At 48.9% G+C, this 12,636-nt stretch carries 8 protein-coding genes; 3 read left to right on the forward strand and 5 right to left on the reverse strand.

What is annotated here, in order from left to right:
- Positions 1-269: 269 nt before the first annotated feature.
- Positions 270-977: an endonuclease III domain-containing protein gene (locus tag NDA01_RS17975; RefSeq protein ID WP_348229026.1), complete on the reverse strand. Its 708-nt coding sequence runs from the start codon at positions 975-977 to the stop codon at positions 270-272.
- A 226-nt stretch (positions 978-1,203) separates the two neighbouring features.
- On the opposite strand from NDA01_RS17975, the gene pruA reads away from it, so the two are divergent.
- Entirely contained in the window at positions 1,204-4,218 is a 3,015-nt protein-coding gene (pruA, locus tag NDA01_RS17980) for an L-glutamate gamma-semialdehyde dehydrogenase (protein ID WP_348229027.1), read from the forward strand.
- Between the two features lie 30 nt (positions 4,219-4,248).
- On the forward strand, positions 4,249-4,689 hold the full coding sequence (locus NDA01_RS17985; RefSeq protein WP_348229028.1) for a GNAT family N-acetyltransferase: 441 nt from the start codon (positions 4,249-4,251) through the stop codon (positions 4,687-4,689).
- Here the strand turns inward: NDA01_RS17985 and NDA01_RS17990 are convergent.
- Positions 4,661-6,556, reverse strand: coding sequence for a sensor histidine kinase (locus tag NDA01_RS17990; protein WP_348229029.1), 1,896 nt, complete (start codon positions 6,554-6,556; stop codon positions 4,661-4,663). The two genes, NDA01_RS17985 and NDA01_RS17990, sit on opposite strands and share 29 nt — an antisense overlap.
- Positions 6,557-6,786: 230 nt before the next feature.
- Here NDA01_RS17990 and NDA01_RS17995 point away from each other — a divergent pair, with 230 nt between their 5' ends.
- Positions 6,787-7,728, forward strand: a complete 942-nt coding sequence (locus NDA01_RS17995) for a cobalamin-binding protein (protein ID WP_348229030.1) — start codon at positions 6,787-6,789, stop codon at positions 7,726-7,728.
- A 40-nt stretch (positions 7,729-7,768) separates the two neighbouring features.
- Here NDA01_RS17995 and NDA01_RS18000 read toward each other — a convergent pair whose 3' ends face one another.
- From NDA01_RS18000 to NDA01_RS18010, 3 genes are all read right to left on the reverse strand, one after another.
- A complete protein-coding gene (locus NDA01_RS18000) occupies positions 7,769-8,344 on the reverse strand; it encodes a Uma2 family endonuclease (protein ID WP_348229031.1) in 576 nt (191 codons plus the stop codon).
- Positions 8,341-8,478 carry a hypothetical protein gene (locus NDA01_RS18005; RefSeq protein ID WP_348229032.1) on the reverse strand — a complete coding sequence of 46 codons (138 nt, stop codon included), beginning with the start codon at positions 8,476-8,478 and terminating at the stop codon, positions 8,341-8,343. The genes NDA01_RS18000 and NDA01_RS18005 overlap by 4 nt, the downstream gene beginning before the upstream one ends.
- A 107-nt stretch (positions 8,479-8,585) precedes the next feature.
- Positions 8,586-12,572, reverse strand: coding sequence for a magnesium chelatase subunit H (locus tag NDA01_RS18010; protein ID WP_348229033.1), 3,987 nt, complete (start codon positions 12,570-12,572; stop codon positions 8,586-8,588).
- Positions 12,573-12,636 lie beyond the last annotated feature (64 nt).

The following is a 12,636-nucleotide window of genomic DNA, read 5'->3' on the forward strand; positions in this document are numbered from 1 at the left end:
GGTGCTATCTTGGCTTTCAAACTATTCTCTTTTCTAGGTGCGGGGGCCGACTGATTCGGTGCGCTTCCGCGCCCCTTCTCCCTCGACCGCTTAGCCAATATAACGAAGTCCACTGGTAGCTGTCAAGGGGGGAGATAGAAGATTTTTTTGAAGGGCTGGAAATGCCCTTCCCTGAAAAGGCCTTAGCGATTTTCTTAGGCTTGAGAGCACGATCGCCTACCTTATCTAAACCAAAAAATTTTCACTCAAGCATTGAAAGGGAATTCAGTTCACTGAGCCCTAGCTTGGCCAAAAAGACAAAGGTCTAAAACTGGGCAGCGATCGCAAGCAGGATTTCGGTAGTAGCAGCAGCGCTGACCGTGTAGCATCAGAACTTCGTGATTATCGTAGACTTGCTGAGCGTTCCAATCGAGAGGAAGTTGAGCTTCTAGGAGAGCATGCGCTGGTCCCACGGCAGTATTAGTTGGGATCAAACCTAGTCGCACGGCTACTCGATGATGGTGACTATCTACGGGTAAGGCATGGCGACGCAACCGACTAAATAACAATACGGCTGCGCTGGTTTTAGGGCCTACCCCAGGTAGCGACTCTAGCCATGCCCTTGCTTGGGTGACTGGTAACTCTGCTAGAAAGTCTAGGGATAGCTCGCCATTATGACGCTCGCTGATTAAGCGCAGGATTTGCTGAATACGAGGGGCTTTTTGTTCTGGCCAAGTGCAAGGTGCGATCGCTGACTGAATCTCTTGAGTTGGAGCATCTCGCACGGCTGACCAATCCGGAAAGCGTGAGGTTAACTGTTTGAAGGCACGGGCTGAATCAGCGTTTCGAGTCCGGTGAGATAACAGCGCTGAAACCAACTCACTTAGGGGATCTAGATCGTGAAAGAACGGGATGGGACAACCGTACTCTGAGCACAGGCGATCGTGAATTAGCAGAACTTTTTGCTGTAGCTCTTTAGAGATGGCGGGCGATCGCAAAATTGTTAATTCTCCGACGTTACAACGCAGATCGGGAGCAATTTTTAACTGATGCAGCTTTGTGGCTAACAGCTCTGTCGGCGGTTTGCTAAGTAGAGCACAGGCTGGTGAGCCAACTAGTCCTAGAGTAACAACGAAGCTTCCAGCGCATTTGCATTTCAGCGCTCACAATAGGAAGTAGAGAGATCGTACCCGCAGCTTTTGGCCAAATGGGAGCCTTGTATCTATGGTTGTCCACATCTCCAGTCGAGCCGACGAAATTCAAGTTCAAGCATTAGAACAACTGACCCAAGCGATCGCCCAACAACTGTTGACAGCATCACGAGAGAGTCGCTCCTTTTTTGCCCAAATGCGCGACCAAATGCGCTGGGATGACAAGTTGCTAGCTTGGGCTATGAGTAATCCTGGGTTGCGGGTACAACTCTTTCGTTTCATTGACTGCTTGCCCTCCCTGCGTAGCAAAACTGAGATTGCTCGACATTTACAAGAGTACTTGGGTGATCCAACCGTAGAGTTGCCAGTGGCGCTTAAAGGCTTGCTCAACTTTGCCAGTCCAGACTCACTACCAGGGCAAGTCGCAGCCACAACCGTTTCAACTGCGGTAGAAACTCTGGCGCATAAATACATAGCCGGAGAAAGCGTCAAGCAAGTCCTAAAAACGATCGAACGACTGCGTAAAGACAAGATGGCTTTTACCGTTGACTTGCTCGGTGAAGCGGTGATCACAGAAGTAGAAGCACAATCCTATTTAGATCGCTATTTAGACTTGATTACCCAGTTAAGTAATGCTGCCAAAACCTGGCCGAGAGTAGAGGCAATTGACCAAGCCGAGGGAGAGGAACTTGATAAAGTTCAGGTTTCAGTCAAGCTGACCGCGTTTTATTCCCAATTTGATCCGTTGGATGCTCAAGGTAGCGAAGCCAAAGTGAGCGATCGCATCCGGACTCTTTTACGACGAGCGAAAGAGGTGGGAGCCGCTATTCATTTTGATATGGAGCAGTATGTCTATAAAGATTTGACCCTAGCGATTCTGAAGCAAATCTTGATGGAAGAGGAGTTTCGCAGTCGTACAGATATCGGGGTGACGCTGCAAGCTTATTTGCGAGATAGTGCACAAGATTTGCAAGATTTAGTTGCTTGGGCCAAGGAACGCAGGTATCCAGTCACAGTGCGCTTGGTCAAAGGTGCTTATTGGGATCAGGAGATCATTAAAGCCGCGCAAAAAGATTGGCCAGAACCTGTTTACAAGGACAAATCTTCTACAGATGCTAACTTTGAGAACTTGACGCGCATCCTGCTAGAAAACCACGAGTATCTTTATGCAGCGATCGGGAGCCACAACGTGCGATCGCAGGCTTATGCAATCGCGATCGCCCAAACTCTCAAGATTCCTCGGCGACGGATTGAATTGCAGGTGCTCTACGGCATGGCAGATAAATTTGCCAGAGCTCTGGTTGAGCAGGGATATCGAGTACGAGTTTATTGTCCTTATGGTGACTTGATTCCAGGGATGTCTTACCTGATTCGTCGTCTGCTGGAAAATACTGCTAACAGTTCCTTCCTGCGACAAAACCTTGAAGAGCGACCGAGTGCAGAACTTTTGGCACCTCCACAAGTGACAACTGCGGACCAAGCAGGCACTGCGTCACTTCCAGTTTCTACTCATCAAGCTCATTTTCAGAATGTCCCTGACACCGACTATGCTGATTTAGCTCAACGGCAACCTGCTTTGCAGGCGATTGCCACGGTGAAGCAGCAGTTAGGCAGAACCTACTGGCCCTTAATCAAGGGTGAGTATCAACAGACAGAAGCTCAGGTATATTCTGTTAATCCTTCTAACCCTACAGAAGTGATTGGCCGTATTGGCTTAATGAGCCAGGCTCAAGCAGATGAGGCGATCGCAGCAGCCAAAGCAGCATTCCCCGCTTGGCAACGTACTCCTGCTCAGCAACGAGCTAATATTCTTCGCAAAGCTGCCAATTTGCTCACTCAACGACGCGCTGAGCTAGCCGCTTGGATTGTGCTGGAAGTTGGCAAGCCCTTGCGGGAAGCAGATGGTGAAGTCTCGGAGGCGATCGATTTCTGCCGCTACTACGCCGATGAGATGGAGCGGTTGGAACCGGGGCATAGCTACGATTTAGCAGGTGAAACCAATCGCTACCACTACCGACCTAGAGGTATTGTCTTGGTCATTTCTCCTTGGAATTTCCCCTTAGCAATTCCAACCGGAATGGCTGTAGCAGCTTTAGTTGCAGGTAACTGCACTCTCCTCAAGCCTGCCGAGGTCTCCTCGGTGATTATTGCCAAGCTGACAGAGATTTTGGTAGAGGCGGGCATTCCTAAAGGCGTTTTTCAATACGTGCCAGCTAAAGGCTCAACGGTTGGCGCTTATATGGTGAAGCACCCCGATATCCACATGATTACGTTTACTGGATCTCAAGAGGTGGGTTGCCGCATTTATGCAGATGCTGCCATTTTGCAGCCAGGACAAAGACACCTCAAGCGGGTGGTCGCTGAGATGGGTGGCAAAAACGCCATCATTATTGATGAGAGCGCTGATTTAGACCAAGCGGTGCAAGGGGTTGTGCAATCGGCCTTTGGCTATAGCGGCCAAAAATGCTCTGCTTGCTCACGAGTCATTGTGGTGGAGCCAATCTACGAGGGGTTTTTGGCGCGGCTAGTAGAAGCAACGCGATCGCTGAATGTAGGTGATGCGGCTCATCCTAGTACTCAAGTCGGTCCTGTTATTGATGCCACGGCTCGCGATCGCATCAAGAGTTATATCGAGCAAGGCAAATCTGAAGCCCAAGTTGCTTTGGAAATGCCAACTCCAGACACAGGGTATTTTGTCGGGCCTGTTGTTTTTAGTGAAGTAGCTCCCACTGCCGCGATCGCTCAAGAAGAAATTTTTGGCCCTGTGCTATCTGTGATTCGGGCTAAGGATTTTGCGGAAGCTGTGGCGATCGCGAATGGCACGCAATTTGCCCTCACAGGCGGTCTTTACTCCCGCACTCCTTCTCACATTCAGCAAGCTCAGGCTGAGTTTGAGGTGGGCAATTTGTACATTAATCGAGGCATTACAGGTGCAATCGTGGCTCGGCAACCCTTTGGCGGCTTTAAGCTCTCTGGAGTGGGCTCTAAGGCAGGCGGCCCTGATTATCTACTGCAATTCTTAGAACCCTATGCAATTACGGAAAACATCCAACGTCAAGGGTTTGCGCCACTTGAAGGAGTAGATTAAGCCATCATCCGAAGCTTTGGCTAATCACTGATGGAAAACCTGAAGCTGACAATTGTGACCTACACCGAAGCACAGGTGTCGATTCAAGCGATTCGATACTTGGTTTTTCAAGTTGAACAAAAAGTTGATCCAGCACTTGATTTTGATGGATTAGATCCAAAGAGCCAGCATATTTTGGCTTCCATAGATGGGCAGCCTATCGGCACTACCAGACTACGGTATTTAGATGAGCAAACTGTCAAAATAGAACGGCTAGCAGTTTTACCGGAATTCCGGGGACAAAAGACTGGCCGCAGAATTATGGAGGCTGCACTGGAATTTCTCACCCAATCTAAAGTTAAAACAGTACAATTGCATGCTCAGTTTTATGTCAAAGATCTGTATCAAAAGCTGGGTTTCACTCAGGTTGGAGATGTATTTGAAGAAGCAGGAATTCTGCACGTCAAGATGAAAAAGAAGTTGCATGACTAGTAAGTGATAGATCTGGTAGACAGAGGGTGAACTGGCTACCGCAACCTAAGGTAGAAGTGACTGTGACATCGCCACCGTGAAGACGGGCGAGTTTACGGGTTAGAGCCAGACCTAAACCTGTTCCTTCGTATTGTCGGTTCAGCTCACCATCTACTTGAGAAAAGAGTTGAAACAACAAAGGAATTTCTGCCTCGTCAATACCAATGCCTGTATCAGCAATAGTAAATATAAAATCATCTGTTTGCTTACAGACGGACAGTGAGACTTGGCCTACAGACGTAAACTTAACAGCGTTAGATAACAGGTTCAACAGCATTTGCTTTAAGCGCCGTTCATCGGCAACGCAGGTCTTAGCTTGACTGTCAATTGTGCTAACTAGCTGTAGCCCTTTCGCTAACGCTTGCTCTTTAACTGTGCCTAGACAATACTGGCAAAGTTCAGGTATTGAAATAGGGGCTAGGCTTAACTCTTCATAACCTGCCTCAATCCTAGAGCAATCTAAGATGTCATTAATCAGAGATAAGAGATGTTCACCACTGCTATGAATGCAAGATATATATTCTTGCTGTTTGTCATTTAAGGAACCAAAAATTTGTTTTTGTAGCAGTTGAGATAATCCTAGAATTGCATTTAGAGGGGTACGAAGCTCATGACTCATCGTGCTTAAAAATTCAGTCTTGGCTTGATTAACTGCTTCAGAAATTTGTTTCTCTACTTCTAATTCTTGAGTTTTAGAGTAAACTAAGTTTTTAGTTTTGCAAAGCGCGATCGCAGCTTGTTCAGCAATTTTCTCTAGAAGCGAAATCTCATCTGTGGTGAATTGGCGGTAATCACTTGTAGTGTGCAAACCAATACCACCAAACAAGGCATCCTGAATAAAAATAGGAGCACTGAGTACAGAAATGTGATACTGCTGAACCCGCTGTATAGTGACGTTTCTTGCTGCGTAATCAGGGGCATGAAAAACACGTCGATGATAAAATTCGGAATCTGGATCTAGCAGATCAGGCCATACAGATACAGGTGCTTGAAAGCTCAACATTGACCCAATCTCAGGGTTCACTCGCCACTCATTTAATACTTGAATAAAACTAGCCTGAAACTGAAAGATAATCACTCGATCGACCGCAAAATACCGACCGAGACACTGAGTAATTTCATCTAAGATTTGCTCAGAATCAAGGGTTGAATTAATGGCTCGGTTGATCTGATTCAGCAGTTGTTCGCGTTGTGCTTGCTGTTGCAGTTGATTGAACAATTCAGCCTGTCGCACTGCAATTGATACTAGAGTCGCTACTTGCTCTAGAAACTCTACTTCATCAGGTTGCCAAAAATGCGCTTCGGAACACTGTTGGGCTACCAACAATCCCCACGATTGCTCCTGATTTGGTTCATCAGTTTGAGTAGTAGATGATTGTTCAGTACTGGTAGTATCTACTTCTACTGGTTCATTGGCAAAGGCAGCATCAGCCTGAAAAATTGGCACTACTAGCTTTGCTTTAACTTGCAACTGGTTCATCAATTGCAAAAACTCAACTGCATAATTGCTCTCAGCAGTATCATTAATAATCTGGTTTTGATTCAGTTCTGTATTTAAATTTGAGCTTGATTGCCAAACCGAATGACTTTTTCTTGCTGGGTACAACGACCATTCAGGAGATACTGACTCAGCCACTAAAGTTCCATTCTGATTCGAATCAAAGCGGTAGATTAAAAGACGATCAGTTTGCAAGAATTGGCGAATTTCTACAACGGTTGTCGCCAAAATTTGATCTAAACTCAGCGATCGCCGAATTCGCAACGCTATATTACGCAGTAAACAATCGCGCTCTGTCTGCTGCCATTCAGCTTGTTTGCGCTCGCTCATAATTCAATCGAAAGTTAGTAAAATCAAACTTTTGGGTGAAACCATGTTGCAACATTAAGTCCTGAGCAACTTTCTAGCAATCCCTTAAACTAGTGAAAACATCCTCATCCTACTTCTCGAAACTAGCAGCCTTTTTACAATTTTGGCGTTATTTAAGGATCAAAACTCACCGCGTTTCGGCATGAACTATTTAGAGTTATGGTTGATAACAGCGTTTAGAGTCAATCCTGATGGCTGATATGGAACTAAGAATTGTCTCTCTGATCCCGAGTGCCACAGAAATTTTGGCTCAGCTAGGTTTGACGCATCAGATTGTGGGGCGATCGCATGAGTGTGACTACCCGGCAGAAATTCGAACTCGCCCAGTTTGCACAGAACCTAAATTTAACCCAGTGGGTACGAGTGCAGAAATTCACGATCGCGTGACTGACTTGCTCCAATCCGCACTCAGTGTTTATCGAGTCAAAACTGAGGTTCTAGAGCAGTTAAAGCCGACTCATATTTTGACCCAAGCTCAATGCGAAGTCTGCGCTGTCAATTTAGCCGACGTTGAGCAAGCTGTGGCTACGCTGACCCAGACTCAACCACAAATTATTTCGCTACAACCGAATACGTTAAAGGATATTTGGGACGATATCCGACGAGTGGCGATCGCCTTGGGGATTGAGAGCCAATCTAGCCTGACTCAACTACAAGCCAGAGTAGAGGCTTGTGCTACCAAAACACAAGCTCTCAGCGATCGCCCCACGGTTGCTTGTATCGAATGGGCCGAACCGTTGATGGCCGCAGGCAATTGGATACCTGAGTTGGTTGAGTTAGCTGGAGGTCAGTCCCTATTTGGTGTTGTGGGTCAGCACTCGCCTTGGTTGCAATGGGATGCCTTAGTAGCTGCCGACCCTGAGGTGATAATTTTGATGCCTTGCGGTTATGACTTGGAACGCACTCATCAAGATGCGATCGCCTTAGCTAAACATCCAGAGTGGCCGACGTTACGAGCAGTGCAAGCAGGCAATGTTTACATTACAGATGGCAATCAATATTTCAACCGTCCTGGGCCTCGATTAGTAGATTCCCTAGAAATCCTGGCGGAGATTTTGCATCCCCATCTATTTAACTTTGGCTATGAGGGCACAGGATGGCAGCGTCTACCTGCTCAAGTTAAGGTCAACTAGGAAGTTGGGCCAGGAAGAGGCAATGCAAGCGATCGCTCTTTTACCAAATAGAATCAAGACTGAGTACAAACCCAGGCAATATCCCTTCTCCTGAAAGCTTTAAAGGTGATTCTAGAATCTCCACATCGCGATCGGGGCGGTAAATTTCCACTTGCTGAGATTTGCGATCGATCAACCAACCCAACTGCACTCCATTCTCACAATATTCCTGCATTTTTTCTTGTACTGTGGTCAAGCGATCGCTGGGCGATACCAACTCAATCACAAAATCTGGACAGAGAGGAATAAACCCTGCTTTTTGCTCAGGAGTCAGAGCATTCCATCGCGCTTGCTGCACCCAAGCCACATCAGGAGAGCGATTGGCACCGTTCGGTAACTTGAAACCAGTGGAAGAATCAAAAGCCACTCCTAATTTTGTTTGTCGATTCCAAATCCCTAGCTCAACCGCAATTTCAAAGTTGCTTCTTCCCGTATCTCCTCCCGTAGGTGCCATGATGATCAATTCCCCAACCGCAGAGCGTTCAAATTTCAAATCACGGTTTTTCTGGCAGAGCTGATAAAACTGCTCGTCCGTCAGGTCAATTACCGAACTGAAGTCAACCGTAAAGCTAGTCATGGCACGATCGCTGAGGAGAAACGACCTACATAACCCAAGAGTAACGCGGTAGCGTGTGCTAGGCGCAGCTGTAACGCACGAATCACCAGAAATAGCGAATTAATTGAGAGACGGTGCATGATGCTATCGCTCACAGCACCCTACGAAAAAAGGGAGACTATTTGCAAGCCTCCCCCGTCCTGATTAACTCATTCAGTTTTACTAGTTATTTGATGCACTTAAAGACTCAACAGCTTGCTAGCTATTCAACTCCTTCAATGCGGTCTTCCACTTCTTGATACAGTTCGCGGAGCATATCGAGGTTTTCTTCGCTGGTTTCCCAGTAGCCGCGACCGTTAACTTCCAGCAGTGTGGAAACCATCTTGCGGAACGAATGGGGGTTGAGATTCAACAACCGCTTCCGCATCTCTTCATCCTGGATGAACGTGGCGTTGGTATCTTCGTAGATCCAGTTGTCCACTGCACCAGCGGTCGCCGACCAACCCATCGTGTTTACCAAACGCTTGGAGAGTTCCCGCACGCCTTCGTAACCGTGGCTGAGCATCCCTTCGTACCACTTGGGGTTCAGCATCTTAGTGCGAGCATCCAAACGCACGGTTTCTGAGAGAGTCCGCACTTGAGCGTTAGCAGTGGTGGTATCTGCAATAAAGGAAGCAGGTGCTGTGCCATCGCCCCGGAGCCGCGCCACAACTTTGGTGGGGTCGGAGTCAAAGTAGTGGGACACATCTGTGAGAGAGATCTCAGAGGAGTCCAGGTTTTGGAAGGTGACATCCACCGTTTTTAAGGCTGACTCAAACAAACTGCGATCTTGCTCCATCATCCCCGGATTATCGGAGTTGAAGGCGAACGACTTGCGGGCCAAGTACATGTCTTGGAGTTCAGATTCAGCTTCCCAAGTGCTGTTTTCTACAGCCAAGTTGACGTTGGCTGCGTAAGAGCCAGAAGCATTCGAGAACACGCGAGTCGCTGCTTGACGCAGGTTGATGCCCATGTCTTCGGCTTGCTTCATGGCGTGCTTGCGAACAAAGTTCATCTCTAGAGGTTCATCCGCTTCAGCAGCCATCTTGATGGCGCGATCGAGCAGGTTCATTTGGTTGATGAACAAGTCACGGAACACCCCAGAACAATTCACGACCACATCCACGCGAGGACGACCGAGTTCTTCTAGCGGGATCATCTCCAGCTTATTAACCCGTCCCAGAGCATCAGCGACAGGCCGTACCCCCACCAACAGCATGACCTGCGCCAAGGATTCGCCGTAAGTCTTGATGTTATCTGTTCCCCAGAGCACAAAGGATACAGTTTCGGGCCACTGTCCGCCGTTTTCTGCTCGTTGCCGATCCAACAGGCGATCGACCACAATTTGAGCGGCTTGTACTGCTGCTGTTGTGGGAATGGATTGGGGATCAAGGGCGTGAATGTTCTTGCCTGTGGGTAGTACATCCGGGTTACGAATGGGATCACCACCGGGGCCAGGAAGGACATATTCACCTTCGAGGGCTTTGAGCAAGGCACCGAGTTCGTTATCTGCCACGATTTGCTTGAGGCAGAACTCTAGGTACTCGAACAGGGGCTTGATGTCGTCCCCGTTGACTTTGGGATAGCCTGCTTGCTGCAACGCTTCAATCCAAGGTTCTTTACGGCCCATGTTGAAGAAGTTGAGCACCGAAACTTTAGAGACTCGGCCATCAGCATCGGTTTGCTCTTTCACCAAGGCAGCGACAGCCGCTCGACAAGCCAGGGTGATGTCTTGGAGTAGTTGCACATCTTCGAGCAGACCGCGATCGCTGTTCTTATAGATGTCGTCAATGTCGCGACCAATGCTCTCAGCAATGATCCGCAGCAAGCTCTTGACTTCCTCCTCCGGGCGATCGAGTCCGGCGATATTGACCAAAGTGGCGATCGCTTCTTCCGCAGTGGGTGGCTTACCAATCACATGCAGGCCACAGGGCAGCAAGCGCGATTCGATCTCCATCAACTTGCGGTAGACCATGCCCACAATGTTATCCCGCTCCTCTGCCGTCATATCTTTGGCATCTTGATCGGGCAGGGCAATATCTTTGTCCAAGTTGACGATCCGGCACTTGTCCATAATCGTGTTGACGATGGGGACGCCGCGACCGCTATCCTTCAGGGTTTGGTAAGAAGCAATTAATTCGCTTAGCTCTTTTAGCCCTTTGTAGAGGCCCGCATTTTCGGCAGGAGGGGTGAGGTAAGAGATCGTTTCGGCATAAGAGCGGCGCTTGGCGATCGTGGCTTCCGAAGGGTTGTTAGCCGCGTAGTAGTAGAGGTTAGGGATGGTGCCGATCAAGTTGTCAGGGTAGCACTCACCCGACATACCCATTTGCTTACCAGGCATAAACTCCAGAGAGCCGTGGGTACCGAAGTGCAGCACTGCATCGGCCTTCCAGATCTGCTCTAGGTAGGTGTAGTAAGCAGCAAAGCCGTGGTGAGGACTAGCAGAGCGGGAGAACAGCAACCGCATCGGGTCACCTTCGTAGCCAAAGGTTGGTTGTACCCCAATAAAGACATTGCCAAAATGCTTGCCGTAGACCAGCAGGTTTTGACCATCGGTGTTGAGGTGTCCGGGTGCAGGTCCCCAAGACTCATGCAAACGCTCGTGGTAAGGAGTTAGCTCCTCGTACTCAGGAACCGACATCTTGTAGGCGATGTTGAGTTCAGGACTGTTGTACTGAGCTTGAGCATCATGAATCACCTCTAGCATCAACGCTTCTGGGGACTCAGGTAATTCTGGTACGTCGTAACCGTTCTGCTTCATGGCTTCCAGCACTTTGTAGATGGAGCCAAAGACATCTAGGTAAGCAGCAGTGCCGACGTTACCTTTGTCCGGTGGGAAGCTGAAAACGGTGATCGCTAGTTTCTTGTCTACTTTGGGTTTGCGGCGGAGGCTGGCCCACTTCATCGCCCGCTGAGCCACTGCTTCAATTCGGTCTTGCAGGGCGATCGCCTTACCTGTCGCACCATCGCGACCCGAGAGAATAATTGGCTCGATCGCGCCATCCAGCTCTGGGATGGCAATTTGTAGCGCCACTTGAATTGGGTGCAGACCGAGGTCGCTGTCTTGCCATTCTTCGGTGGTTTGGAACACTAACGGTAGCGCCACCATGTAGGGACGGTTCAAGCGCTTCAAAGACTCGATCGCTTTGGGATGATCTTGCCGTGCGGGGCCGCCGACTAGCGCAAATCCAGTTAAAGAAACGACAGTATCAACGATCGTGGATTTGGCGATCGGGTCTTGAAAGTAAGCATCGATGGGCTTAGAGAAATCCAGACCACCTGCAAACACAGGGATTACCCGTGCGCCCATGCACTCCAGTTCTTGCACCATCGCCACATAGTGAGCATCGTCGCCTGTCACTAGGTGTGTCCGTTGCAGCACCAAACCTACACAAGGAGCCAACGGATCTTTGAGGTCGGCAGAAATGTCGGTGCGGCTGTTGTACCAGTTGAAGTATTCTTTGACATCCTCGTACATGGCAGGGGCGAGCGGATGCCAGATGCCCATATCCGGGTAGGTGACAGGATCGCGGTATTGCAAGGGCGCGAAGCTCTGCTGACCTACTCTCTTAGCGACGTATTTATCGCTCAGCATCAGCAGGAAGTTTTCTAGGTTTTCCTGAGAGCCGCCGAGCCAGTATTGGAAGCTAAGCATGAAGTTGCGGGCATCCTGTGCCTTGTCCATTGGCAGGTACTTCAGCACCTTGGGCAGGGTTTGCAGCAGCTTCAGCATGCCGTCTTGGAAACCAGAGCCAGCTTTTTCTTTGCGCTTCCGCATGAACTGGGCGATCGCACTCTTTGACTGGCCCAACTGCGCCATTGAGAAGGTGCCCATTTTGTTCAGACGCATGACTTCTGGCATGGAAGGGAAGACCACGGCCACATCTAGGCGATCGCGGTGCGGTTCTACTGCCGCAACCACTTTTTCTGCCAACTCTTCAATAAAAATCAGTGACGCAATGAAAATATTGGCGTTGGCGACATCTTGCTCAAGCGCCTCAAGATTCTCAGGGCTGCGGAGTTCTTCCAACAAATAGCCGCTGATCTCGATTGCCACATTGGGATTGTTCTGGTTAATAGAGCGAACCGCTGCCGAGAGAGAACTCTGGTACTGCGGCTCTAGCACGACATAGACCACCTTAATCAGAGAGCGTCCTTGGATGTTGTCAGGCGCAATGTGTCGAACGGTGGGCTTGACGTGGGTGAACATGCGGTTGGGCTCCTTGTTATACGTGTTCTCTTATTGGCATCACTAGGGATCGGCTGGGGAAGGA

This window comes from Trichocoleus desertorum AS-A10 (genome assembly GCF_039962155.1).
Classification (GTDB): domain Bacteria; phylum Cyanobacteriota; class Cyanobacteriia; order FACHB-46; family FACHB-46; genus Trichocoleus.